The 24,416-nt window shown below is 65.2% G+C and carries 27 protein-coding genes; 12 read left to right on the top strand and 15 right to left on the bottom strand.

The window, feature by feature from the left end:
* Nucleotides 1-28: 28 nt before the first annotated feature.
* The 4 genes from FIU86_RS06145 to fabA all read right to left on the bottom strand — a co-directional run bounded on the left by FIU86_RS06145 (nucleotide 29) and on the right by fabA (nucleotide 4,433).
* Nucleotides 29-820, bottom strand: a complete 792-nt coding sequence (locus FIU86_RS06145) for an enoyl-ACP reductase (protein WP_152474277.1) — start codon at nucleotides 818-820, stop codon at nucleotides 29-31.
* A gap of 7 nt (nucleotides 821-827) precedes the next feature.
* Nucleotides 828-2,057, bottom strand: coding sequence for a beta-ketoacyl-ACP synthase I (fabB, locus tag FIU86_RS06140; protein ID WP_152474276.1), 1,230 nt, complete (start codon nucleotides 2,055-2,057; stop codon nucleotides 828-830).
* Nucleotides 2,058-2,134: 77 nt separating this feature from the next.
* Nucleotides 2,135-3,541: a PAS domain S-box protein gene (locus FIU86_RS06135; protein ID WP_152474275.1), complete on the bottom strand. Its 1,407-nt coding sequence runs from the start codon at nucleotides 3,539-3,541 to the stop codon at nucleotides 2,135-2,137.
* 382 nt (nucleotides 3,542-3,923) lie between these two features.
* On the bottom strand, nucleotides 3,924-4,433 hold the full coding sequence (fabA, locus tag FIU86_RS06130) for a bifunctional 3-hydroxydecanoyl-ACP dehydratase/trans-2-decenoyl-ACP isomerase (protein ID WP_103761710.1): 510 nt from the start codon (nucleotides 4,431-4,433) through the stop codon (nucleotides 3,924-3,926).
* 155 nt (nucleotides 4,434-4,588) lie between these two features.
* Between fabA and irrA the strand changes: the two genes are divergently transcribed.
* On the top strand, nucleotides 4,589-5,014 hold the full coding sequence (gene irrA / locus FIU86_RS06125; RefSeq protein ID WP_152474274.1) for an iron response transcriptional regulator IrrA: 426 nt from the start codon (nucleotides 4,589-4,591) through the stop codon (nucleotides 5,012-5,014).
* A gap of 10 nt (nucleotides 5,015-5,024) precedes the next feature.
* Nucleotides 5,025-6,011, top strand: a complete 987-nt coding sequence (locus FIU86_RS06120) for an NADPH:quinone reductase (protein ID WP_152474272.1) — start codon at nucleotides 5,025-5,027, stop codon at nucleotides 6,009-6,011.
* 159 nt (nucleotides 6,012-6,170) lie between these two features.
* On the opposite strand, the gene FIU86_RS06115 is transcribed toward FIU86_RS06120, so the two are convergent.
* Together FIU86_RS06115 and FIU86_RS06110 are read right to left on the bottom strand one after the other, a co-directional pair.
* The gene (locus FIU86_RS06115) at nucleotides 6,171-6,821 is read right to left on the bottom strand and encodes a hypothetical protein (RefSeq protein WP_152474270.1); all 651 of its coding nucleotides are present in this window, start codon (nucleotides 6,819-6,821) and stop codon (nucleotides 6,171-6,173) included.
* A 242-nt stretch (nucleotides 6,822-7,063) separates the two neighbouring features.
* Nucleotides 7,064-7,495, bottom strand: a complete 432-nt coding sequence (locus tag FIU86_RS06110) for a peptidylprolyl isomerase (protein WP_152474269.1) — start codon at nucleotides 7,493-7,495, stop codon at nucleotides 7,064-7,066.
* Between the two features lie 167 nt (nucleotides 7,496-7,662).
* On the opposite strand from FIU86_RS06110, the gene FIU86_RS06105 reads away from it, so the two are divergent.
* The 7 genes from FIU86_RS06105 (at nucleotide 7,663) to pcaD (ending at nucleotide 13,303) form a co-directional block, all read left to right on the top strand.
* Complete coding sequence (locus tag FIU86_RS06105; RefSeq protein ID WP_152474267.1) at nucleotides 7,663-8,346, top strand: haloacid dehalogenase type II; 684 nt, start codon at nucleotides 7,663-7,665, stop codon at nucleotides 8,344-8,346.
* Entirely contained in the window at nucleotides 8,346-9,179 is an 834-nt protein-coding gene (locus FIU86_RS06100) for an alpha/beta fold hydrolase (RefSeq protein ID WP_152474265.1), read from the top strand. The genes FIU86_RS06105 and FIU86_RS06100 overlap by 1 nt, the downstream gene beginning before the upstream one ends.
* Nucleotides 9,176-10,162 (top strand): threonine/serine dehydratase, encoded by a 987-nt coding sequence (locus FIU86_RS06095; RefSeq protein ID WP_152474264.1) that lies wholly within the window; start codon nucleotides 9,176-9,178, stop codon nucleotides 10,160-10,162. The genes FIU86_RS06100 and FIU86_RS06095 overlap by 4 nt, the downstream gene beginning before the upstream one ends.
* Nucleotides 10,159-10,623 carry a macro domain-containing protein gene (locus tag FIU86_RS06090; RefSeq protein WP_152474262.1) on the top strand — a complete coding sequence of 155 codons (465 nt, stop codon included), beginning with the start codon at nucleotides 10,159-10,161 and terminating at the stop codon, nucleotides 10,621-10,623. The genes FIU86_RS06095 and FIU86_RS06090 overlap by 4 nt, the downstream gene beginning before the upstream one ends.
* 129 nt (nucleotides 10,624-10,752) lie before the next feature.
* Nucleotides 10,753-11,958 (top strand): endonuclease/exonuclease/phosphatase family protein, encoded by a 1,206-nt coding sequence (locus FIU86_RS06085; protein WP_152474260.1) that lies wholly within the window; start codon nucleotides 10,753-10,755, stop codon nucleotides 11,956-11,958.
* Nucleotides 11,959-12,130: 172 nt separating this feature from the next.
* On the top strand, nucleotides 12,131-12,454 hold the full coding sequence (locus tag FIU86_RS06080) for a 5-aminolevulinate synthase (protein WP_152474258.1): 324 nt from the start codon (nucleotides 12,131-12,133) through the stop codon (nucleotides 12,452-12,454).
* A gap of 60 nt (nucleotides 12,455-12,514) precedes the next feature.
* Nucleotides 12,515-13,303, top strand: a complete 789-nt coding sequence (gene pcaD / locus FIU86_RS06075; protein WP_152474256.1) for a 3-oxoadipate enol-lactonase — start codon at nucleotides 12,515-12,517, stop codon at nucleotides 13,301-13,303.
* A gap of 120 nt (nucleotides 13,304-13,423) precedes the next feature.
* On the opposite strand, the gene FIU86_RS06070 is transcribed toward pcaD, so the two are convergent.
* From FIU86_RS06070 to FIU86_RS06060, 3 genes are all read right to left on the bottom strand, one after another.
* Entirely contained in the window at nucleotides 13,424-14,038 is a 615-nt protein-coding gene (locus FIU86_RS06070; protein ID WP_172977449.1) for a hypothetical protein, read from the bottom strand.
* A gap of 11 nt (nucleotides 14,039-14,049) precedes the next feature.
* Nucleotides 14,050-14,607 (bottom strand): hypothetical protein, encoded by a 558-nt coding sequence (locus FIU86_RS06065; RefSeq protein ID WP_152474253.1) that lies wholly within the window; start codon nucleotides 14,605-14,607, stop codon nucleotides 14,050-14,052.
* A 64-nt stretch (nucleotides 14,608-14,671) separates the two neighbouring features.
* The gene (locus FIU86_RS06060; protein WP_152474251.1) at nucleotides 14,672-15,247 is read right to left on the bottom strand and encodes a hypothetical protein; all 576 of its coding nucleotides are present in this window, start codon (nucleotides 15,245-15,247) and stop codon (nucleotides 14,672-14,674) included.
* A 95-nt stretch (nucleotides 15,248-15,342) separates the two neighbouring features.
* Between FIU86_RS06060 and FIU86_RS06055 the strand changes: the two genes are divergently transcribed.
* The 3 genes from FIU86_RS06055 (at nucleotide 15,343) to FIU86_RS06045 (ending at nucleotide 19,175) form a co-directional block, all read left to right on the top strand.
* The gene (locus FIU86_RS06055) at nucleotides 15,343-16,581 is read left to right on the top strand and encodes a TCR/Tet family MFS transporter (RefSeq protein WP_152474249.1); all 1,239 of its coding nucleotides are present in this window, start codon (nucleotides 15,343-15,345) and stop codon (nucleotides 16,579-16,581) included.
* 52 nt (nucleotides 16,582-16,633) lie between these two features.
* A complete protein-coding gene (locus tag FIU86_RS06050; protein WP_152474247.1) occupies nucleotides 16,634-17,719 on the top strand; it encodes a zinc-binding dehydrogenase in 1,086 nt (361 codons plus the stop codon).
* Between the two features lie 223 nt (nucleotides 17,720-17,942).
* Nucleotides 17,943-19,175: a mandelate racemase/muconate lactonizing enzyme family protein gene (locus FIU86_RS06045; RefSeq protein WP_152474245.1), complete on the top strand. Its 1,233-nt coding sequence runs from the start codon at nucleotides 17,943-17,945 to the stop codon at nucleotides 19,173-19,175.
* Between the two features lie 89 nt (nucleotides 19,176-19,264).
* Here FIU86_RS06045 and FIU86_RS06040 read toward each other — a convergent pair whose 3' ends face one another.
* From FIU86_RS06040 to FIU86_RS06015, 6 genes are all read right to left on the bottom strand, one after another.
* On the bottom strand, nucleotides 19,265-20,515 hold the full coding sequence (locus tag FIU86_RS06040; RefSeq protein ID WP_172977448.1) for a S8 family serine peptidase: 1,251 nt from the start codon (nucleotides 20,513-20,515) through the stop codon (nucleotides 19,265-19,267).
* A 43-nt stretch (nucleotides 20,516-20,558) separates the two neighbouring features.
* Nucleotides 20,559-21,185, bottom strand: coding sequence for a hypothetical protein (locus FIU86_RS06035; protein WP_152474242.1), 627 nt, complete (start codon nucleotides 21,183-21,185; stop codon nucleotides 20,559-20,561).
* Nucleotides 21,182-21,736, bottom strand: a complete 555-nt coding sequence (locus tag FIU86_RS06030) for an RNA polymerase sigma factor (protein ID WP_152474241.1) — start codon at nucleotides 21,734-21,736, stop codon at nucleotides 21,182-21,184. Before FIU86_RS06030 ends, FIU86_RS06035 begins: the two co-directional genes overlap by 4 nt.
* Nucleotides 21,737-21,864: 128 nt before the next feature.
* Complete coding sequence (locus FIU86_RS06025) at nucleotides 21,865-22,794, bottom strand: AEC family transporter (protein WP_152474239.1); 930 nt, start codon at nucleotides 22,792-22,794, stop codon at nucleotides 21,865-21,867.
* A gap of 4 nt (nucleotides 22,795-22,798) precedes the next feature.
* The gene (locus FIU86_RS06020; RefSeq protein ID WP_152476974.1) at nucleotides 22,799-23,596 is read right to left on the bottom strand and encodes an MBL fold metallo-hydrolase; all 798 of its coding nucleotides are present in this window, start codon (nucleotides 23,594-23,596) and stop codon (nucleotides 22,799-22,801) included.
* Complete coding sequence (locus FIU86_RS06015) at nucleotides 23,596-24,402, bottom strand: TatD family hydrolase (RefSeq protein WP_152474237.1); 807 nt, start codon at nucleotides 24,400-24,402, stop codon at nucleotides 23,596-23,598. Before FIU86_RS06015 ends, FIU86_RS06020 begins: the two co-directional genes overlap by 1 nt.
* Nucleotides 24,403-24,416: the final 14 nt, after the last annotated feature.

Here is a 24,416-nt window from a genome sequence, read left to right as displayed (position 1 = left end):
CAAGGTTTGGTTAACAGGAGTCTCGCGGCTACAGGTTTTCGGGCTGCGGCATCCCCAGCACGTGATAACCGCCATCGACCTTGATCACCTCGCCGGTGGTGCACGCACCCGCCGGGCTGGCGAGGTACACTGCCGTACCGCCGATCGCCTCCAACGTGGCATTGGCCCGCATCGGTGCGTTTTCCTCGGTGTGCCGGAACGTCCGTCGCGCGCCGCCTATGGCCGCACCCGCCAGCGTCTTCATCGGCCCGGGGCTGATCGCGTTGACGCGGATCTTGTCGGGACCAAGGTCATTGGCCAGATACCGCGTCGTCGCCTCCAGCGCCGCCTTGGCCACGCCCATGACGTTGTAGTTCGGCACGACCCGGTTCGACCCCTGATAGGTCAGGGTCAGCATCGTGCCGCCGTTCTCCTTCATCATCGGATAGGCCCGCCGGGCGATCTCGATGAAGGAATAAACCGAGATATCCATCGAATGCTTGAAATTGGTCCGGCTGGTGTTCAGGAAACGCCCCGACAGTTCCGACTTGTCGGAATAGGCGATCGCATGCACCACGAAGTCGATCGTCGGCCACGTCTCGGCCAGTTTGGCAAAGGCCGCGTCCAGCGACTCGTCCTTCGTGACATCCACATCCATCAGGATGTTGGACCCCACCGAGTTGGCCAGCGGCTCCACCCGCTTGGCAAACGCCTCGCCCTGGTAGGAAAAGGCCAGCTCCGCGCCCGCCTCGTGCATCGCCTTGGCGATGCCCCACGCGATGGACCGGTCATTCGCCACGCCCATGATCAGGCCGCGCAGTCCTTGCATCGAATTTGTCATGCGTGTCCTATCCGTCGAACCGGCTCAGCAGCATCGAGCCATTCGTGCCGCCGAAACCGAAAGAGTTGGTCATCACCGTATCAAGCCCGGCATCGTCCACGCGCGCAGTCGCGATCTCGCCCTCGTGGATCGCGGGATCCAGCGTCTCGACATTGATCGACGGGATGATGAAATCGTGGTGCAGCGCGAGCAGACAATAGATCGCCTCCTGCGCGCCGGTCGCGCCTTGGCTGTGCCCGGTCATCGACTTGGTGGAGCTGATGGGGGGCACGTTGCCCTCGCCAAAGATGCGCCGCACCGCCTCCACCTCGCCCGCGTCACCGACCGGCGTGCTTGTGCCATGCGCGTTGATATAGCCGACGCGCCGCTCCTCGGGCAGTGTCTCCAGCGCCAGGCGCATCGCCCGTTCGCCGCCTTCGCCGCTCGGGGCCACCATGTCATGCCCGTCGCTGGTGGCGGCATAACCCGTCACCTCGGCATAGATCTTGGCGCCCCGCGCCTTGGCGTGCTCCAGGTCTTCCAGCACGACAATCCCGCCGCCGCCCGAAATCACGAATCCGTCGCGGCCCGCGTCGAACGCCCGGCTCGCCTTCTCCGGCGTATCGTTATACTTCGACGACATCGCGCCCATCGCGTCGAAAAGGCAGCTCAGCGTCCAGTCCAGCTCCTCGCCGCCGCCCGCGAACATCACGTCCTGCTTGCCCATCATGATCTGTTCCGCCGCGTTGCCGATGCAATGCAGGCTGGTGGAACAGGCCGAGGTGATGGAATAATTGATGCCCTTAATGCTGAACGCCGTGGACAGGTTCGCACTCACGGTCGAGCACATGGTCTTGGGCACGGCGAACGGCCCGATCCGCTTGGTCCCGCCCGATTTCAGCACCGTCTGATGCGCGCTCAGCATCGCGCTGGTCGACGGCCCGCCGGACCCGGCGACAAGCCCGGTGCGCGGGTTCACGATATCGCTGTCCTCAAGCCCGCTGTCGGCAATCGCCTGTTGCATGGCAATATGGGCATAGGCCGCCCCCGGCCCCATGAAGCGCAGCGTGCGCTTGTCGATATGCTCGGATGTGTCGATGTTCAGGTCACCGGCGATCTGACTGCGAAAGCCGTGCTCCGCCATCTGCTCGTTGGCGGTGATGCCCGAACGTCCTTCCTTCAAGGAGGAAAGGACCTCCTCGGCATTGTTGCCGATGCTGGAGACGATCCCCAGCCCGGTGACGACGACGCGACGCATGTTGCCTCCCTACCTGATTGTTCGCGTTGTAGGGCATGCAAGGCGGCAGGTGCAAGATCAATGCCGCGTCGGGGGGGCTATCCCACCAGGGAAAAATGCTCGGGGTCTATCGAGATCGTCCAGTGAACGCCCTCTGCGTCCACGTGATACCGCGCCTGCGTGCCCAGCATCGACGGCGCCAGCGAGGTCAGTACCGTGCTGCCGAATCCCGGCGCGTCCTCCTCGGGCGGATGCGCCAGCTTGCTTTCCCGCCAGATCAGGTCCAGCACGCGCCCCCCGGCGCCCTGCCCCAGCTTCCAGGTCAACAGCACGTCACCGGCGTCATGCGCCAATGCGCCGTATTTCATCGCGTTGGTGGCCAGCTCGTGCAACGCGATTCCCAGCGTCTGCACCGCCTGCGGCAGCAGCCGCACCTCCGGCCCGGATAGGCGGACACGCGCATCTTTCTCGGTGGTGAACGGTCGCAGGTGGCCCATGACCAGTTCGCGCAGGTCCGCATCGTCCCACTGCCCGCCGACCAGCAGATCGGTCGATTTCGACAGGGCCGCGATCCGATCACCGAACTTCGCGTGAAAATCCTCGACCGTCGCGGCGCTGCGGGCGGTCTGACGCTGCACCGCCGACACGATGGTCAGCATGTTCTTGGCCCGGTGGATCACCTCGCGGGACATCAGCTCGCGGGCCTTTTCGGCGCGGCGCAGCTCGGTGATGTCGCGGTGAATATTGGAAATCGCCACCACGTCGCCATCCGCGCCCCGGATCGGAGCGCAGCTGATCCAGACCTCGCGCGCCGTACCGTCCCGGCCGATACGCACGGCCTCGAACCGGTCAAGCCGGCCGGCGATGATCTCGTCGCGGTACCACGTCACGGGCTTTGCCTCGTCCGACGGGTAGAGCGTTTCCAGCGACCGACCGATGATCTCGTCGCTCGAGTACCCATAAAGCCGCTCCGCCGCCGGATTCCACGACGTGATCTTGCCCTCCAGGTCGTAGGTCAGGATCGCATCCGACGTCCCCGCCACCAGCGCGGCCAGCGCGTTGCTGTCCACCGCCGTGCGTTTCAGCGCGTCGCGTTCCTGGTAACGCTGCGTCACGTTGCGGTGCTGGATCGTCAGAAAGGGCTGCCCTTCGAACATCATCCGCGTCGCGGTCAACTCGAACCAGCGTTTCACGGTGGGGCTGTCACAGGGGTATTCGCACACGAACGTCTCACCCGAGCGCAGCGTCATCTCCAGCGACTCCGCGATCAGCCGGGCCTCCATGCTCGACTCGCCGTCCGCTGCCCGGCAGATGTCGAAATAATTGCTGCCGACATAGCCCGAGGGCGCGCCGCCATTCTCCGCGCCGAACTGCTTCCACGCGGAATTGGCGGCCACGACCACCCCGTTGCGATCCACGATCACGAACTCGTCGGGCAGCGCATCTATGAATTCGGTCACGCCCATCCGGCCGACCGGCCCGAAAGCATCACTGTTGGTCTGCACGCGCTCTTGCCTCGTCACTGTCTTTCAGTTGCCGCAACACGTGGGAATGCCGTCCCACAGGCGCAACCTTGGTAAAATCGAAACGACCTTATCCCAGCCCGGTCGCCCCGCTGCAATAAACTCGTTTAAATGCGGTTAACTTGACGTAACGTAAGCGAAAAATCGCTCAAATTCTTTAAAATCAGCGACTTAAACCGGCAAGGTACGCCTTCTGCTAGAAATTCCAGACCGATTCACGCGCTCAGGCGGTGTTTTCGACGACCCCGGACAGGATACACGGCATGGCTTTGATCATGAAGTCGCGTAACTGCTCACCCCGGAGCCGCCCCGATACGCGCTCAAAACCGACCTGCACCAGCGGACACCGCCCGAGGGCCGCGCTTCAGGTCTCGCTCAGCGCAACCTTCATGTCCTTGACCTGGTAGATCACCTCGCCATCGGCCTCGACCCGGCCATCGGCGACACCCATGGTCAGCCGCCGTGTCTGCACGGCCTTGGTGAAATCCACGTAATAGGTCAGCATCTTGCGGTCGGGGCGGACCATGCCGGTCAGCTTCACCTCGCCCACGCCCAGCGCATAGCCACGCCCCTGCCAGCCGCGCCAGCCCAGGTTAAAGCCCGTCAGTTGCCACAGCCCGTCAAGGCCAAGGCAGCCCGGCATGATCGGGTTGCCCGGAAAATGGCACTCGAAGAACCACAGGTCCGGCTTGATGTCGAACTCCGCCACCACGTGCCCCTTGCCATGCGGCCCGCCATCGCCCGAGATATCGGTGATCCGGTCCATCATTAGCATCGGCGGCTCGGGCAGCTGCGCATTGCCGGGGCCGAAAAGCTCGCCACGTGCGCATTTCAGCAGGTCTTCGCGGTCGAAGCTGCTCGGGAAATCGGCCATAGGGTCGCGCCCTTTTCTCTGTTGGTTCCGTTACCTGATCCTGTAACACCCCGCAAAACCCCCGCGCAAGCCCTGCCGCAACGCGCTATGATGCAGAATTTTGTTTGAAATTTCCCCGCCACGCCCCCTATATTGAAGCTGACACAGGAGCTTTCATGACCGACACCGAGGCAACAACCCGAGGCACCGAATGGCTCGCAGGCGCAGGCCTGCGCCCGACCCGTCAGCGCGTCGCGCTGGCTACCCTGCTCGTGGGCGACGGACAGCACCGCCACGTCACCGCCGAAAGCCTCTTCGCCGCGGTCTGCGAAAACGGCGACAGCGTGTCGCTTGCCACCGTCTACAACACCCTGCGCGCCTTCTGCGACGTGGGCCTGTTGCAAGAGGTCACGGTCGACGGCTCCAAAAGCTATTTCGACACCAACACCCACGATCACCCGCATTTCTTCTGGGAGGACGACCAGCGCCTTTCCGACGCGCCCGCCGACGAGCTTGAGATCGCCCGCCTGCCCGGCGCGCCGGAAGGCGCCGAAATCGCCTCGGTCGACGTGGTGATCCGCCTGCGTCGCAAATCCGGCTGAACCGCCCGGGATGCGCGCCGCCTATTACGAACAATTCGGACCCGCCGAAGACGTCCTGACCATTGGTGAGGTCGACACCCCCACGCCCGGCCCGGGCGAGGTTCTGGTGCGTCTCACTCATTCCGGCGTGAACCCGTCCGACGCAAAGTCCCGCGCGGGCTCCCGCCCCGGCGTAACCAATCCTGATTTTCCGCGCATCATCCCCCATTCCGACGGCGCCGGCACGATCTTCGCCGTGGGTGAAGGCGTCGATCCCGCGCGCATGGATCAGCATGTCTGGCTCTGGAACGCCCAGTGGCAACGCGCCCACGGCACCGCGGCCGAGATGATCGCCCTGCCCGCCGGCCAGGCCGTGCCCCTGCCCGAGGGCGTCAGCCACGAGGTCGGCGCGACGCTCGGCATCCCCGGCCTGACGGCCTGCCAGACCGTCTTCGGCGGCGGCGAGGTGGCGGGGCAGACCCTGCTCATCTCCGGCGGCGCGGGGGCCGTCGGCCATATGGCGGTACAGCTGGCCAAGTGGGGCGGCGCCACCGTCATCACCACCGCCTCCGCCGACGCCGCCGATTACGTGGCCGACACCGGCGCCGATCACGTGCTCGACTACCGCGACGACGATCTGACCGCGAGAATCAAGGACATCGCCCCCGGCGGCATCGACCGCGCGGTCGAGGTCGAGTTCGGCACCAACGCAGCACTTCTGGCCGAGGTGATGAAACCGATGGGCACTATCGCCACTTACGGCTCGGCCAAGGCCATGACACCGGAGCTGCCCTTCGGCGCGATGCTGTTCAAGGCGCTCAAGATCGACATTTCCCTGATCTACATCCTGCCGCCGGCGGAACGCGCCGCAGCCATCGCCCGCTTGCACGCCGCCCTCACCGAAGGCGCGCTGAAACCCGCGATCCACGCCTGCCTGCCGCTCACCGATTGCGTCACGGCCCACAACATGGTGCTCAGCCCCGGCCGCCGCGGCGCGGTTCTGCTGGAAACCGTCTAAAGCGTTTCGCCAAAACCTGAATCACAGCTTTTGGCGAAACGCAGTGCAAGGCTTGATTGACGCGCGCGCCCCGCCGTTATCTGATGTTTCAGGTTAAACGCGGCACGCTTTAAGCCGCCCGGCCTGCCGTCGCAGCGGACCAGATCGCTCAAGACAGCGCTACAGCTTCGCGAACTCCGCCCCGATCTCGCCGTCACGGCCAGGGGTCTCTAGTCTCTCCAGCATCGCCGTGATCTTCTTTCTCTGCCGCCGCGACCGGATCTGGCGCGCCTCCAGCTTCCGGGGCATCAATCGGAGGCGCTCCTCTTCCGCACGCAGGTCGAATTCACGCACCGCGGCGACCACATGGTTGGCCTGGTTGGTCGCGCAGACGGCCATCAGCTTCAGACAGCGATCGTCCAGATCGCCTTTGTCCGCGCTGTGCCCGGCGCGGCGCGCTACATCTTCGAAGGTTCCGATATCGACATACCCACCCGACGGGATCGGGCCCTGCCCGGTCACGTTCGTCGGCTGCTCCATTTCCTCTTTCCGCAGTTCCTCGCGGTCGACAACGCTCGACACATTGACGTCCTCGCCCGTGTCCAGAGACGCCAGCACGTCCAGCAGGTAAGCGGGCTGCGCGCCCATATTCGACACCAGGCACCGCGCCTGCATGTCCGGCCCGCCGCCGCGGTTGATCAGGATGCTGGACCGGCGCTGCTGGAGATACCCGCTCATGAAGATATGCAGATAAACCAGCCACACGAACGTCGTCGTCAGGCTGGCCGCGATCTGAACGATCTCCACGTTCTCTTTCAGAAAGTCCATCATTGTCGGATCCCTCGCTCTTTCCGGCGTTTGCGCAAGGATCAACGCGAAATTCGCGACCGTGTTCCGGACCGGGCGAGACCGTCATACACGCGGGACGCCAAAACCCCACACTGCCGCTACACAAAAAACGCGCGCAACGCCCTTGCGTCACGCGCGTTCAAACTATCAGACGCCTCGGTTTACCCCGAGACGCGCACGCAAGGGCGCGGCGAGGCGCTCGCCCCGCCCCCGCGCATATCAACTCAGCCTGCGATCTCGACCAGTTCCACGTCGAAGGTCAGGTCCTTGCCCGCCAGCGGGTGGTTGGCGTCCAGCGTCACCTGCTCGTCGGTCACTTCGGCCACCATCACCTGCAAGGTCTGGCCCTGGGGCGTCTGCACCTGCAGTTGCGTGCCGATATCCAGCGGGATGTCATCGGGAACGTCGGCGCGCGGCACCGCCTGCTTGGCGGCGGGGTCCAACGGGCCATAGGCCTCGTCGGCGGGCACTTCCACGGTCTTCTTGTCGCCCACTTCCATGCCCGGAATGGCCTTTTCAAGCCCGGGAATGATCTGGCCCGAGCCGACCTCGAATTCCAGCGGGTCACGTCCCTCGCTGCTGTCGAAGGTCGTGCCGTCGGCCAGCGTGCCTTTGTAATGAACTTTTACCGTATCGCCGGATTTCACCTGCGTCATGTGGTTTCCAATCTGTTTGGGGGATGGGTTTCCAAGGCCGCGCCTCGCGCGGGTGCTTGCTTGTCTGGCCCAAGGCTAACCTGCCATGGCAGCGATTGCAAACAGGGTTCCAACCCCGTTCCAGACGTGCCACTCTGCCCCGAAACACCCTGCACCCAAGGCCTACAATGCCCATCACCACCTGCATCTTCGACGCCTACGGCACGCTGTTCGACGTCGCCGCCGCTGCCCGCACCGCCGCCGACGAGCCCGGACGCGAGGCGTTCAAGTCCCACTGGCCCGCAATCGCCGAGCACTGGCGCCTGAAACAGTTGCAATACACCTGGCTGCGCGCCATCACCGGCGATCACACCGATTTCTGGACCGTTACCCAAGACGGCCTCGACTGGGCGCTCGAGGCCGAGGGCCTCTCGGACGACACTGACCTGCGCGAACGCCTCCTGCAACTTTACTGGGAGCTTGAAGCCTACCCCGAAGTCCCCGCCATGCTGCACACCCTCAAGCGCAACGGCATGAACACCGCCATCCTTTCCAACGGCTCGCCCGACATGCTGGACGGCGCGGTGAAATCGGCGGGCATCGGCGACGTGCTGGATGATGTGCTCTCGGTCGAAAGCGTCGGCATCTTCAAACCCCACGCCAGCGTGTACGACCTCGTCGGCGACCGCTTCGGCTGCGCCAAGTCAGAGGTGCTCTTCGTGTCCTCCAATGGCTGGGACGCGGCGGCGGCGACGGGCTACGGCTTCACCACCGCCTGGGTCAACCGCGCCGGCGCCCCGATGGACCGCCTGCCCGCCACCCCCGGCCATGTCCTGACGGACCTGACCGGCATCCCGGAGCTCGCAAAGTAATGCCGAACTTCACCACCTCCGACGGCCTGTCGCTGCACTACACCGACGAAGGAACCGGCACGCCCATCCTCTGCCTCGCCGGTCTCACCCGCAACGTCAACGATTTCACGTACCTCGTGCCGCATCTTTCCGATCAACGCGTCATCCGGCTCGACTATCGCGGTCGCGGCCTATCGGACTATGCCGAGGATTACATGACCTACAATATCCTGCGCGAAGGGCAGGATGCCATCGAACTGCTCGACCATCTGGGCATCGAGAAAACCATCCTCATCGGCACCTCGCGCGGCGGCCTCATCGCCATGGCGCTGTCGCACAGCCATCCCGACCGCCTCGCCGGCGTCGTGCTGAACGATATCGGGCCCGAAGTGGCCCCCATCGGCATCGAACGCATCATGGATTACGTCGGCAAGACGCCCCCCTTTGAGAACCTCGACGCCGCCGCCGACGCGCTGGCCGCAGGCCATGCCAAGGATTTTCCTGACATCCCCCTGACCCGCTGGCGCGAGCAGGCCGAATTCATGTGGCAGGACAACCCACAGGGCGGCATCACCCTGCGCTACGACCCCCGCCTGCGCGACGCGCTGGTGGGCCAGGCCGGCGCGGGCGAGGCGGTGGACCTCTGGGCGCTTTTCGACGGGCTGAAACCCATCCCCACCGCCTCGATCCGGGGCGAGAACTCCGACCTCTTCACTGCCGAGACGCAAGCCCAGATGCAAACCCGTCACCCCGACATGATCACCACCGTTGTACCGAATCGCGGCCACGTTCCCTTCCTTGACGAGCCGCAATCGCTCGCCGCCATCCGACAACTGCTGGACGCCGCGCGATGACCGACATCACCCTCATCCGCGCCGCCGCCGAACGCCTCAAGGGCCACGCCCGCCGCACGCCGCTGCTGTCCTCGACCTTCCTTGATGAAATCGCGGGCCGCCGCATCCTCGTCAAACCGGAATGCCTGCAGCACACCGGCAGCTTCAAGTATCGCGGCGGCCGCTCCGCCGTCTCCGTACTCGACGCCGAGACCCGCGCCAAGGGCGTCATCGCGTTTTCCTCCGGCAACCACGCGCAGGGCGTGGCGCTGGCGGCCCGCGAAATGGGCGCGCCCGCCGTCATCATCATGCCCGCCGACGCGCCGCAGCTGAAGATCGCCAACACCCGTGCGCTCGGCGCCGAGGTCGTCCTTTACGACCGCGCCGCCGGCGAAAGCCGCGAGGAACTGGGCGAGACACTCCAGGCCGAGCGCAACCTCACCCTGATCCGCCCCTATGACGAACCGCAGGTCATCGCGGGCCAGGGCACCTGTGGCTTGGAAATCGCCGAACAAGCGGCGGAGCTTGGCATCTTTGATGCTGAAATGCTGGTCTGCTGTGGCGGCGGCGGCCTCACCTCCGGCATCGCCCTGGCATTGGAGGCCGACGCGCCCGGCTTCACCGTCCGACCCGTGGAACCCGAAGGCTTCGACGACGTGACCCGCTCGCTCGCCTCGGGGCAGATCGAGACCAACCCAGGCATAGGCGGCAACATCTGCGACGCCATCCTCACCCCCGCCCCGGGCCAGATCACCTTCCCGATACTTAAACGCCTCGTCGGCCCCGGCATCACGGTCTCCGAGGACGACTGCCTGCGCACCATGGCCCACGCCTTTCAGCGCCTCAAACTCGTCGCCGAACCCGGCGGCGCCGCCGCGCTGGCCGCCGCGCTCTTTCACGGCGACCAGCTCAATGCCGACACGGTCATCTGCACGATCTCCGGCGGCAATGTGGACGCGCCCATGTTCCAGCGCGCCCTCGACACTCTCGGAGCTACCCCATGAGACGCATCGAAGGAGACCTGATCGCCCTCGCCAAATCCGGACATTTCGACGTGCTTGTGCACGGGGCCAACTGCTTTCACACCATGGGGGCGGGCATCGCCCGCATCATCGCCATGGAATTCCCCGCCGCCGCGCAGGCTGACATGGCCACCCCCAAGGGCGACCGCGCCAAGCTCGGCACCATCTCTCACGCCACGGTCGATTGCGATGGCCACAGCCTCACCATCGTCAACGCCTACACCCAGTTCGATCACAGCGGGCATGGGCAAAAGGTCGACTACGACGCGCTGCAATCGGCCTTCGAGGCCGTGGCCCGTGAGTTCCCCGACGCCCGCATCGGCTACCCGCTGATCGGCGCCGGCATTGCGGGCGGCGACTGGGACGAAATCGCGCCCCGCATCGACACCGCGCTCGACGGGATGGACCACGCGCTCGTCGTCCTACCCGACGCGGGACGCTAGGCACATGCCGCGCCCGTCGCGCACCCGGAATTTGCGCAAATTCCGGTATGGAAAATGCACATTTTCCATACCGTTTTCCGCGCGGAAAACGCCCCCGGCCCGACCCGAAGCATCATCAGAAGGCTGCCCATGACCGACTTCACCATCGCCAGTTTCAACGTGAAAAACCTGATCGGTCCCGACCAGGAATATTACGAATTCCAAAGCTACACCCCCGAGGAATACGCCTGGAAACTCGACTGGATGGCCGACCAGCTTTTGACGCTCGACGCCGACGTGATCTGCTTTCAGGAGATCTTCGAGAAAGACGCCCTGCACGCCGTCATCGATGAGGCGTCCATCCGCGCCCGCGCGCTCAACGACGCGGCCATTCCCGACCGCTCCAAGCGCTATCACCGCAAGGCAATCTTCCGCAAACTGGCCGTCACCCCCTATGACAACGCCACGCTGGCCTTCGCCCCCAACGCCGCCGACACCGGCGAGCCGGGCAAACGCCGCCCCGGCGTCGCGATCCTGTCGCGGCTGGGCTTTGACGGCACGCCCGAGATCATCCAGGACCTCGAAGAGCCGCTCTCGATCCCCTTCCAGCCCCTGCGCGGCATGGAAGGCGCGCAGGACGCCGGCCATTACGTTCTGCGCCGCCTGTCACGCCCCATCATCAAGGCCCGCATCCCCGTGGGCGGCCAGACCGTCACAGTCTTCAACTGCCACCTGAAATCCAAGCTGGGCGAATACATCACGCCGCCCGGCGCCGACTTTGCACCCGAAGAGGACCTGACCCGCTATGACCCCATCGGCCGCGCCATGGGCGCGCTGCGCGCCACCGTCCGCCGCATGGCCGAGGCATGGGTGCTGCGCCGCGAGGTCGTGCGCGAGATCGAGGCCGGCCACCCGGTCATGGTGCTGGGCGATTTCAACGACGGCGAACATGCCGTCTCGTCCGAGATCATCACCGGCGAGACGCCTTTCAAGAACTATTCGTGGATGCTGCGCCACGACGCGCAAAACCGCGGCGACCGCTATTCCGACGAGGAGAACATCCAGATCACCGAGGACGTGGAGCGTGTGCGCCTGCACTCGGCGGAAAAGATGTTCGTGCGCAAGTCCCTGCGCGACATGGTCTACACCTCGGCCTTCGGCGGCGTCTACGAGAGTATCGACCAGATCTTCATGTCCCGCCACTTCCACCCCGACAATCCCGATCGGACCGGCGACATGACCTATTTCAGCGTCTTCAACGACCACATCACCGACGGCTCGCACCCCGAGGCGCCCTATAACAAGCTGGCCTCCGATCACGGCCAGATCATGGCGCATCTTCGGATGAAAGGCTGAAACCACCGGCCCCGGGCGCCAGGGCGGCAAAGTCGGGAAAACCAGACTGGGACAATGCCGCATCCTGTGGTATGGTTGGGTATTATTCAGAAACAATTTTGGGTCGGCGGCCCTTAATTCATTTAAGATCGTACAGTGCATGGTGCCCTTTCGCGGCCGCCGTAATCTCGTGATGGAAACTTTCGACCTTCGCCTTCTGGCACTGGCAGTTTTTGCTGCCATGGGCTATGCGCTTGCCACCATCGGTATGAAGCTTGCCTCCGGCCATTGGTCTTTCCTCGCCGCCGGGCTCATCCTGCTGGGCTTCATCGCCGCGACCCAGACCGAAATCCTCCTGATGCGCGGCGTCTCGCTCGGGGCGCTCTACCTGCTGATCATAGCGATCGAGACACTGGTCGTTCTGACCTACGCCTATGCCATCGGCGAAGGCCTGTCCGCCCGAGACGTGGGCGGCGGGGTGCTAATTCTGCTTGGCGTGGCACTGGTCTCGCACTGATCCGGATTCATCCGGGAAATCCGCTTGCCAAACCGGCCGCCAGGTTGCCTAACTGGCGGCATGTCCCACGTCCACCTGAACGACATCGACATCCACTACCTTGACGAAGGCGACGCGGGCGGCGCCCCTGTCGTCTTCGCCAACTCGCTCGGTACCAACCTGCATCTGTGGGACGCGATCCTGCCCTACCTGCCCGCGGGCCTGCGGATCATCCGCTATGACAAACGCGGCCACGGCCGGACCAGCGTGCCGCCCGCGCCCTATGCGATGGGCGCGCTCGTCCGCGACGCCGAGGCGCTGCTCGACCATCTGAACGTCCGCGACTGCGCCTTCGTCGGCCTCTCCATCGGCGGGCTGATCGCGCAAGGGCTGGCGGTCAAACGCCTCGACATCGTGCGCGCCATGGTCCTGTCCAACACCGCCGCCAAGATCGGCAACCACCAGCTCTGGCAGGATCGTATCGACGCCGTCCGCGCAGGCGGGATCGAGGCGCTGGCCGACGCCACCATGGAACGTTGGTTCTCCCGCGACTTCCTCGCGACGCCGGACCTGCAAACCTGGCGCGACATGCTGACCAGCCAGCCGGATGAGGGCTATATCGGCTGCTCTGCGGCCATCTCCGGCACCGATTTCTATACCCCCACCAGCGGCCTGCGCCTGCCCACCCTTGGCATCGCCGGGTCCGAGGACGGCGCCACCCCGCCCGACCTGGTGCGCGAAACGGTGGATCTGATCCCCGGATCCGAATTCCACCTGATGCGCCGGGCGGGCCACCTGCCCTGCGTCGAGGCGCCCGAGGCCTATGCCGCCCGCCTGACGCAATTCCTGCGCGACACAGGCCATATCTAGAGCGGAATCGTTTTAGTCTGCAAAAGACAGCATCAAAAATTGCGTTCCTAATCAGCACCTTGCTGATTAGGAGGCAGCGAATTTTGATTCAGATTTAACGATTTCTGCTTCAGGCCCGGCTCAGTCCCGCGCAACCCGCGTCCAATGGTGCCAGTCCCACAACCCGAAGGCCGCGTCGGTCTCGAAAAAGACCACGCGCCGCTCCCATTCCGGCACCTCCGGCGAGCCGTTCGCCGCCCCGACTGCGGCGACGAAGGGCGCTTGCACATCGCGCGCATCAAACGCCCGCGCAACCTGCTCGGATCGGCACGAAAGGACCCGTAACCGCCTGCGATATAACGGAAAAACAGATCGGGCGCCGCGCATGGCGGCGCCCTGATCCAGGATCGACCCTTGCGCATCTTCTGGTGCAATCGCGGTAAATTCGACCTCACCCAGAGAATCCTGCAAAGTCTCCCGGATCAGCTCCCGACTGTCCGGCGACAGGTACAGCCGTCTCCAGTCGTCATGTGGCGTGTATTGCGCCCAGACAAGGCCAAAGGCGAAAGACCAGTACCACAACCCCAACAGGATCTGCGCATCAGGCGCATCGACGGGTTTCGGCATAAGCGACAGGTTCGCATGCGCGTCGCCCGCAGACAGCGCATAGAGCCGGAACCGCTCGGCCGGATGCGCACGCAGCACCTGCGCCAGCGTTTCATCCTTGGCCGCCAACGCCAACGCGCGTTTTATCATATCCGGCCCGTTCATTCCGGGAACCACCAGTCAAAATAACAGAACGCGGTTTCGGTCCCGTAGATCATAACAACCGCATCCGCCGTGTCCTCCAGCATCCAGGACTCCGTGATCCGCGTCGGTACCAGCGCCGCGTCGCACCGCGGCGCATCCCCTGCCACGCCCCATTCGCGAAACTCTCCACCGACGGGGCCATCATGTGCGCGAAAATCACGATAGATCGCGTCTACATGCGCCGCCACCTTTCGCTGCGCCGTGTCGGGCGGCACCTTCCGGGCACCGGCCTCGACCACCTGCTGCAATCTGCGCTGCACCTGCGCCAGATGCGCGGGCCGCACGTCCGCCACCTCGCGCACTACGCCCCAGTCCTCGCCGAAGGCCTTGCACCAGTTCCATAGCAGACAGGCCGCCCCGGGCAGCGTCTCGGCCGCCGGCTTATCCATGAAACCCAGGATGGCGATGCCCGCCGCGGGGCTGTTTGCGGTCAGTTCGAAGATCCGGAACCGCTTGCGATCATACCGCGCCAGCATATCCGACAGCACGGTCTTGTCCTCGCTCAGCTCTTTCATTGTCTTCAGAACCGTTATCCGTACATATTTCAATCACGGGGCCGCGGCGCGCGCAGCCCGGCCCTCATACCGCAAGCCACCATTCGGCATAGCCAAAGGCGAAATCGGTCTCGAAGAACACCACCATGCTGTTCCACTCATCCTGCCAGACCCAGGCCGCCCGGAACGGCGGGTCGAGCAGACCCATGTCGAACGCAACGCCAGCCCCGGGCCGGCCCCACTCACGCAAGCTCACATCGCCCGGGTTCTTCGCGCGCTCGTCTTCCAGCATCGCGCGAATACGCCCCTGCACCATGCCCTGTGCGATCCCGGGCGGCACGGACCTTGCGTCCATGTCTGCCAGGTCCGCCTGCATCAAGTCCTGTATCTGCGCCAGCTGTCTCGGATGCAGGTCCGCCGCATCCTGCAAACCGTTCCATTCCTCTGCGAATGCGGTGCACCAGTACCACAGCAGGGCCGCGACCTCCGGCAACGGCTCTGCCACCGGCTTTTCCATCCAGCCCAGCAGGATCGTCCCGAAGGACTGGCTGGCTGCATCCAGCGACAAGATCCGGAACCGCTTGCGATCATACCGCGCCAGGACCTCGGACAGCGCCGCGCGGTCCGTACTCAACCGCTCCATCGTTTCCGGGACGTCCATCCTGCGCCGTCCTTCCCCTGCTTCGGCCAAAGTCTCTTTCCGGCCTGCGCCCTCGCGGATAAGGTGACCTTCTGGATCACCCTGCCGGAGCCTGTATGTCGTCGCGCCTGCCCACAGCGTTCATTCTGATCACCGTCGTGATCGACGCCATGGGCATCGGGATCATCATCCCCGTGATGCCCGAGCTTATCATGGATATCGACGGCGGCACGCTGGCGTCAGCGGCGGTCTGGGGGGGCGTGCTGACCTCGCTGTTCGCGGTGATGCAGTTCCTCTTCGGGCCCATGGTCGGCAACCTCTCCGACCGTTTCGGGCGACGGCCGATCCTGCTGGGCTCTCTGCTGATCCTCGCAATCGACTACTTGGTGATGGCCGTGGCTCACGCCATGTGGCTCCTGGTGCTGGGCCGTCTCGTGGGCGGCATGATGGCCGCCACGCAATCCACGGCGGCCGCCTTCATGGCCGACACCTCGCCGCCCGAAAAACGCGGCGCGGGCTTTGGCCTGGTGTCGGCGGCCTTCGGCATGGGCTTCGTGCTCGGCCCCGTGATCGGCGGTTTCCTGGGTGATCTCGGCCCCCGCGCGCCCTTCTATGCCGCCGCCACGCTGGCCTTCGCCAACTTCCTCTTCGGCTGGGCGGTCCTGCCCGAGACCATCACCCCCGACCGCGCCCGCCCCTTTGTCTGGGCCCGCGCCAATCCCTTCGGCGCCCTCAAACAGATCCGCGCCCTGCCCGGCCTCGGGCGCCTGCTGGTCGTCCTGCTGCTCTACCAACTGGCGTTCAACGTCTACCCCGCCGTCTGGTCCTATTTCACCACTGCCGCCTTCGGCTGGGACCCGTCGATGATCGGCCTGTCGCTCGGCATCTTCGGCATCTCGATCTTCGCCGTGCAGGCGGGGCTGATCGGGCTGGCCATCTCGCGGCTGGGCGAGGCCGGGACCGTGGTGCTGGCCCTCGGCTTTGCGATCCTCACTTTCGCCGTGCTGGGGGTCATCTCGAATGGCTGGCTCGCCCTCGCCCTCACGCCCGTCTCGGCGCTGGCGGCGATGTGCGTGCCCGCGCTGCAAGCCATCATGTCCCGCCGCACGCCAAACGACGCGCAGGGCGAGCTTCAGGGCATCTTCACCTCCGTCGGCGCGCTGGCCATGATCATCTCGCCCTTGATGATGACCAACATCTTCGCCGCCTTCACCCACCCCGACGCCCGCCTCACCCTGCCCGGTGCGCCCTTCCTCGCCGCGCTTCTTCTGGTGGGGCTCGGCCTAATCCTCTTTCTCACCCGCAAGCGCCACATCGTCGCCGATTACGTCGCGACAGGCCGTAATCGGCCTTGAAACCGCTTGGAAAAACCGATCAGGCTGGCGATCAGCAAGAACGGGAGGGTTCATGAAAACCATCAAAGCCGCCGTGTGCCATAAATTCGGCACCCCCCTCGTGGTTGAGGACGTGCGCCTGCGCGCCCCCGAACAGAACGAAGTCGAGGTCGCGCTGGAAACCGTGGCGATTTGCCATTCCGACATTTCCTATGCCGACGGCGCGTGGGGCGGATCCCTGCCGGCGGTCTATGGCCACGAGGCCGCGGGCCGCATCTCGGCCCTCGGCGACGGCGTGACCGGGCTTGCCGTGGGCGACCCGGTGGTGGTTACGCTGATCCGCGCCTGCGGGCAGTGTCCCAGCTGCGGCGCGGGCCGGCCCACGGGCTGCGAAACGCCGTTCGACGGCGACCACGGCGCGCTCAGCACAGCGGATGGCGGCAGACTGCACCAGGCCATGGCCTGCGGCGCCTTCGCCACCGACGTCGTCGTGCATCACAGCCAGGTCGTGAAGATCCCCGAGGGCATGGCGATGGACGCGGCCTCGCTCTTGGCCTGCGGCGTCGTCACCGGCGTCGGCGCGGTGGTCAACGCGGCCCAGCTGCGCGCCGGGCAGGACGTGGTGGTGATCGGCGCGGGCGGCGTCGGCCTCAACGCCATCCAGGGCGCCCGCATCGCCGGCGCCCGCCGCATCGTCGCCGTCGACATGACCGAGGACAAGCTCGCCGACGCCAAGGCTTTCGGCGCCACTGACGGCGTTCTGGCCTCCCAGGACAAACCCTGGCGCGCCGCGAAACAGGCCATGGGTCGTGGCGCCGACGCGGTCCTGGTCACCGTGGGCGCCGCCCGCGCCTATGACGAGGCCCCCCGCTATATCGCAGGTGGCGGCAAGGTCATCATGGTCGGCATGCCCGCCTCGGGGTCGGAATCGACCTACGAGGCCGCGAATTTCGCCGCTGCCGGTCAATCCATGGTTGGCTCGAAAATGGGCGACGTGGTGATCCGCCGCGACATCCCCTGGATGATCGACCTCTACGGCCAGGGCCGGTTGAAACTGGACGAACTCATCTCCAACCGCTGGACCCTCGACCAGATCAACGACGCCATCGCCGACACCAAGTCCGGCAACGCCCGGCGCAACGTCATCATGCTGCGCTAGGGCGCCGCCGGGTGCGGCGTTTTCCAACGAGCGTCGCGCGATCCGTTAAGCATTCGGTCCGCGAGACGCGCACCGTCGCGATACCACCCAGATACCGACGCGATACCGACGCGGATTTCGGGGGTTCACCGCCGTTAACCCTTTGCCCCGAATCGCCACGATTTCCGGCTTGCCCCGTCGCGCATCCCGGGCCACCGTGCACACCGACAGCAGGGAGACCTTCATGAAACTCAAGGACCTCGACATCCTCGTCACCGCACCCCCCGCACCGGGCTGGGGCGGGCAGTACTGGATCCTGGTGAAACTGACCACGGATAACGGCATCACCGGCTGGGGCGAATGCTATGCCAGCAGCGTCGGCCCCGACGCGATGACCGCCGTCATCACCGACGTGTTCACCCGGCACATGCAAGGCCAAAGCCCTGAAAACATTGAGTTCATGTTCCGCCGCGCCTATTCCTCGGGCTTCACGCAGCGCCCCGATCTGACCGTCATGGGCGCCTTTTCCGGTCTGGAAATCGCCTGCTGGGACATCCTCGGCAAGGCCCGCGAACGCCCGGTCTGGGCGCTCTTGGGCGGGCGCATGAATGACCGCATCCGCGCCTATACCTATCTCTACCCCCTGCCGCAGCACGACATCACCCCGTTCTGGACCTCGCCCGACATGGCCGCCGAGTCCGCGCTCGACCTGCTAAGCCGTGGATATACCGCGGCAAAATTCGACCCCGCCGGCCCCTACACCATGCGCGGCGGCCACATGCCCGCCGGCACCGACACCTCGCTCTCGGCCGCCTTCTGCAAAGCCATCCGCGAGGCCGTGGGCGACCGCGCCGACCTTCTCTTCGGCACGCACGGCCAGTTCACCACAGCGGGCGCCATCCGTCTCGCAAAGGCTATCGAGCCCTACGATCCGCTCTGGTACGAAGAGCCGGTTCCCCCTGATAACGTTGGGGAAATGGCCAAGGTGGCCGCGGCCACTTCGATCCCCGTCGCCACCGGCGAGCGCCTGACCACCAAGGCCGAATTCGCCCCTGTCCTGCGCTCCGGCGCGGCGTCGATCCTGCAACCGGCCCTGGGCCGCGCGGGCGGCATCTGGGAGGTCAAGAAGATCGCCGCCATGGCCGAGGTCTACAACGCGCAAATGGCCCCGCACCTTTATGCCGGGCCGGTGGAATGGGCGGCGAACATCCATCTCGCGGCCTCGATCCCCAATATCCTGATGGCCGAAACCATCGAGACGGAGTTCCATAACCGCTTGATCAAGAACACCATTCAGATCGAGGACGGCTTCATCATCCCACCCGAAACCCCCGGCCTCGGGATCGAGGTGGACGAGAATCTCGCCCGCGCGCATCCCTTCACGGGCGACGGTCTGCACCTGCAAATGCAGGACGCGCCCTGCGATTACGTGAATGGCAATTCCTTCGCCGGCGGCGCGCCTGTCAAGACCGACTGAGCGCCGCGTAGCAGGGCTGCGTACCGCCGTCTTAAGGCATGCTTAACCGCTTCTTGGTCTGATCGTGCGGGAAATCTCGGGGGCCAGGCTCAGCAACCGCCCGACTGAACCAGGCCATAGCCGTAATGGGTGTCACGCCCGCCGGGCCCAAGATCCTTGGCCGAACTGCGCAGGAACGCCCGTGCGCCATTGAGCGACAGCCCCCCGCGCGACGCCCGCCGCGCCAGGATCGCCGTCACCACCGGCGCGGCAAAGGACGTGCCCGAGCGATAGCTTCCGCCGTTGCCCCAGGCCACGTAAAGGTCAACGCCGGGGGCCGCGAACTCGATATGCTTGCCGTAGTTGGCCCGGCCATAGAGCCGCCCGCCGGCATCCACCGCCGTCACAGCGATGGTGCTGGACGAGGCCGCAGGATAGACCGGCGCACCGGACCTGTCATTGCCCGCCGCGGCCACGATCACCACGCCCTTGTTCTGCGCCAGCCCCAGCAACTTGGCAAACACCTGGTTACTGGCCCCGGCAAAAGACATGTTGACCAGCCGTACGCCGCTGCCGACCAGCCAGTCCAGCCCCGCCGCGACAGCCTCCAACCGACCGCCATCACTGCTTTTTTCCAGCCCGAACGCCTCTGCGGCATAGACCTGCACCCCCGGAGCGAGGCCCGCCAGCGGCCCTGCCCCGCTGGAGCCGGCGATCAGCCCGGCCACAGCAGTGCCATGGCTGGCCCCGGTGCGGCGCGCGCCCTCGCGCAGAAAGCTCTGCCGCACGATCCGCACCCCGCCAAAGGCCGGATGGCCTGCATTTACCGCGCCGTCAATCACACCCACGCGGATGCTGCGCCCCACGCGACAACTCTGACCCGGCGCATCGCCCACCATCATCGCATGATAGACCCGCGGCCCCGCCGATCGAAAATAGATCTTGTGCAGGTCCAGCACCGCCGACGGCGTACGGCCCGCCAACAGCGCCCGGCCCTGTTCCAGGGTCAAGGTGCGCGGAAAGACGAAGAAATACATCTGCTGGCCGAATTGCGGCAGAGGGCGTTCGCGCAGCAATGTCGCCCCGGCGCTGACCAGCGCCTGCGCCGCGGCCACCGCCTGCCCACGGTTGACCAGCAGCACGTATTCCGGCGAGCCGTCAGTGGCCTGCACCTCGTCCCGCGCCGCGCGGCGCACCCCGCCACGCGGCTTCGTGCGCGGGTCCATGCCCGACGCTCCGCCGCGTCCGTCGGTACCTTGCTGGACCTCGACGACGCCGGGAAGGCCGCAGGCTCCGGCGCAGCCGGGCGCGGCCACCGCCACCGCAGCACGCGCGCCCTGCGGGGTCGCCGCCAGCGTCAAGCTCAATATTCCGAGGACAAGTAAGAAGCGGAAAAAAGTCATGTCATTCAGCGCTTTCAACAATATCGTCCCGCGCCATCAATGCCGTTACGGCCTCGGCGCGCGCCGCGTCGTCAGGGGCGGCCAACGTGTAAAGTCCGATCGCCGACGGGCCGCCGACAATCACCAGCCCCTGCTCCAACAGCAGCGCCCGGATATCCGCTTCCGCGGCATCCTCGGCAAAGGCCACGCGGATCGTGAACTCCGCGCCTGCCACAGGGCTTTCCCCACCGGCCAGTTCAAAATCAGTGCCTCCATCATACCCGATATACGCGGTTTGCGCCACAACCAGGCCGAACAAGACAACCGCGGCGATTTTCCAGAAGCTGCCGGGCGCTGTCGGCAGGTTCGCCGCCTCTGGCAGACCGGCCTGCGGCACGACCGGGCTCGCGGCCTCGGCGTCGATCTCGCGCATCAGCCGTGCAAGGCCCATCTCGCCGGGCGAAGCGACGTCTTCGGCCTGCATCTCGCTGCGCATGGCCTTCAGCGCCTCCAGCTCTCCGGCCAGCTGCGGGTCGGCGGCCACGGCGGCCTCGACGGCGGCGCGCTCCTCGCCTTCCAGCGTATCATTGGCCAGAAAGACCAGCAGCGCCTCGATCTCGTCACGCGAAAGTTCAGGGGTATCGCTCATGACCGGGCCTCCTTCATGCGCGCCGACAGGCAATGCAGCAGCAGCTTTTTGGCGTGGAAGACCCGCGTCTTGATCGTGCCTTCGGGCACCTCGGCCACGGTGGCGATCTCGCCATAGGTCATGTCCTGGTAGAACGCCAGTTCCACCGCCGAGCGGTGCTGCGGCTTTAATTGGTCCATGCAATAGCGCAGATGCTCCGCCTCCTGTGCCGAGGCAAGGCAGGTCGCCGCATCGGGGCTGTCATCGACGCGCTCGTCGATCTCGTCGGTCAGGTCGACCCGTTTGTGTTTGCGAAAATGATCCATCGTTTTCCTGTAGGCTATGCCGAATACCCATGTTTTCACCGTCGACCGGCCCTCGAAGCGCCCTGCCGAGCGCCAGATGTCCATGAAGACGTCATGCTGTATGTCGGCCGCCTCGTGCGGATCGTTCATTTTCGAGACGATGAACCGGAAAACCGGCTTTTCCAATTCCTTGTAGAAGGCGGCAAAGGCGGTCCGGTCGCCGTCGGCCATGCGACTTAGAAGATCTGCCAGCTCTTTGTTCTGCATTCTGTCCCGTTCTTTTACTACGGCACAGATCCCCAGCGCGCCGCCGCGGACAGGATGCAATGAGACCACCCACGCGGTCAAAGCCTAACATGCCGCCATCGTCGCGGCACGTCCCGCCATGCCTGGCCCTAGGGCAGTTGCGCCAGCCACAGCCACACCGTCAGCACCGAAAGCGCAGTCGCCACCAGCACTGTCGTCGCCGCCACCCGCATCGCCCGACCATACATGCTGGCAAAAATATAGGCGTTGATCCCCGGGGCCATCGCCGCCGTCAGCACCGCCGAGCGTGTCGCCTCGACCGGCAGGGCAAAGGCAAGGCCCAGCCCGCGCGTGATCAGCGGATGCACCACCAGCGCAATCAGGCAAAGAAACAGCACCAGCCGCAGATCGCCCTCGGGCCGATAGCTGGCCAGGACGCCCCCCAATCCGAACAGCGCCGCCGGCAGCGCCGACCGCACCAGCAGGTCCAGCGCGTCATTCACCGTGCCCGGCAGGGGCAAACCGCTCAGGTTCACCGCCAGCCCCAGTAGGATGCCAAGGATCAAGGAGTTGGAGAACATCGCCTTCGCCACCCGCATCACAAAGCCGGCGCCGGTCCGGCCCTTGGCGCGGACGATTTCCATCGCGGTGATCCCGACGCCGTAACAGATCGGCGAATGCAGCGCGATGATGGCATAGTTGGCCTCCAGCGCGTCGGCCCCGTAGGCCCGTTCGGTCAGCGGCAGTCCCAGCAGAAGCGAGTTCGAAAACAGGCAGCAAAACCCGATCGGGACGCAATCCTCCCACGGGCGTCCGAACAGGAACCGAGCCCCGAACATGCCCAGGAAAAAGCCCGCCAGCGCACCGGCATAGAAACTCAGCAACATGCGCCATTCGAAATGCTGGCCAAGATCCAGCCGCGCGATGGCCACGAACAAAAGACAGGGCAGCGCAAAGCCTTGGGTGAATTTCATCAGCCCGTCGACACCGCTCTGGCTGAACCAGCCACGCCAGACCGCCACGTAGCCAAAGCCGATCACCATGAAAACCGGCAGGATGACGTCCAGTAGGGCTTGCAACGGGCTAGTTCCTGTAGGTTATCACCATGCCGTCATGGGCCGGGGTGATATGATCGGGGGTTTCCTCGACAAGCGTCTGGTAATCCATGTCGATATGCATGTTGGTCAGCACCCCGCGGCGCGGCGCGGCACGCTCGATCCACGCCAACGACTGCTCCAGATGCGAATGCGTCGGGTGCGGCGTGCGGCGCAGCGCGTCGAGAACCCAACAATCCAAACCTTCCAGCATTTCCCAGCTTTCGTCGGGGATCGCCGCCACGTCCGGCAGATAAGCCAGATCGCCCACCCGAAACCCAAGCGCCTCGATCGAGCCATGGTTGACCTCGAACGGACGAAGAGTGATGGGGCCGCCCTGCCCCTCGATCACCACGTCACCCTTGATCGTGTGCATATCCAGGATCGGCGGATAGGGGCTGTCCTCGGGCTGCGTGAAGGCATAGCCGAACCGCGAATAAAGCGCGTTCTGCGTGTCGCCATCGGCCCAGACCGGCAGGCGCTGGCGCATGTTGAAGACGATCATGCGCAGATCGTCCAGCCCGTGCACATGGTCGGCGTGGCTATGAGTGTAGACCACGGCATCGAGCGTGCCGACACCTGCGTCCAGAAGCTGCGCGCGCAGGTCGGGAGAGGTGTCGATCAGCACGCGTGTCGTGCCGGCCTCGCCTTCGCGCTCGATCAGCATCGAACAGCGGCGGCGGTAGTTCCTTGGGTTCTCCGGGTCGCAATCGCCCCAATGACCGCCCAACCGCGGCACGCCGCCCGACGACCCGCAGCCAAGGATTGTGAACCGCGTTTCCCCCATCAGGCAGCGGCTTTCCACTGGGCGGCTTTCCAGAACAGCCGGTCGAAATTGGCCTGCGTCTGCGCCGCAAAGTCTGGCCAATCCATGCCAAACACCTCGGCCCCCACCTTGGCCGTATGCACCGTGTAAGCCGGCTCGTTTCGCTTGCCGCGATAGGGCGGCGGCGCGAGGTACGGTGCGTCGGTCTCCACAAGGATGCGCTCCACGGGGGCGGTCGCGAAAATGTCCCGCAATTCCTGGCTTTTCGGAAACGCCGAGATGCCCGACATCGACAGATAGAACCCGAGGTCGAGCGCCGCCTTGCCCAGCGCCGCACCGGACGAAAAGCAATGCATCACGCAGCTGTATTCGCCCGCCTTGTGCTCTTCTGTCAGGATCCGCGCCATGTCCTCGTCCGCATCCCGCGCGTGGATGATCAGCGGCAGCCCGGTCTGGCGCGCTGCCTCGATATGCAGGCGCAGGCTCTCCTGCTGCGCATCGGCGCTCTCGGCGGTGTAGTGATAGTCCAACCCGGTCTCGCCAATGCCGACGAATTTGGGGTGCCTGGCCAAGTCCACCAGCTCGTCCACACGCGCCATAGGCTCGTCCGCCACGCTCATCGGGTGCGTCCCGGCGGCATAGAAAACCTCGTCATGCGCCTCGACAATCGCCCGCACCTGCGGCTCCAGACGCAGCTTGGTGCAGATGCTGACCATCCGCGTCACCCCGGCCTCGACCGCGCGGGCGATCACGTCGCCGCGTTCGTCGTCGAAGGTCTCGAAATCAAGATGGCAGTGGCTGTCTGTAATCTGGACTTGGTCGGTCATGGGGCCTTGGAATT

Origin of the sequence: Roseovarius sp. THAF9 (assembly GCF_009363715.1) — a bacterium.
GTDB lineage: Bacteria > Pseudomonadota > Alphaproteobacteria > Rhodobacterales > Rhodobacteraceae > Roseovarius.
This window is presented reverse-complemented; position numbering and strand designations above follow the sequence as displayed.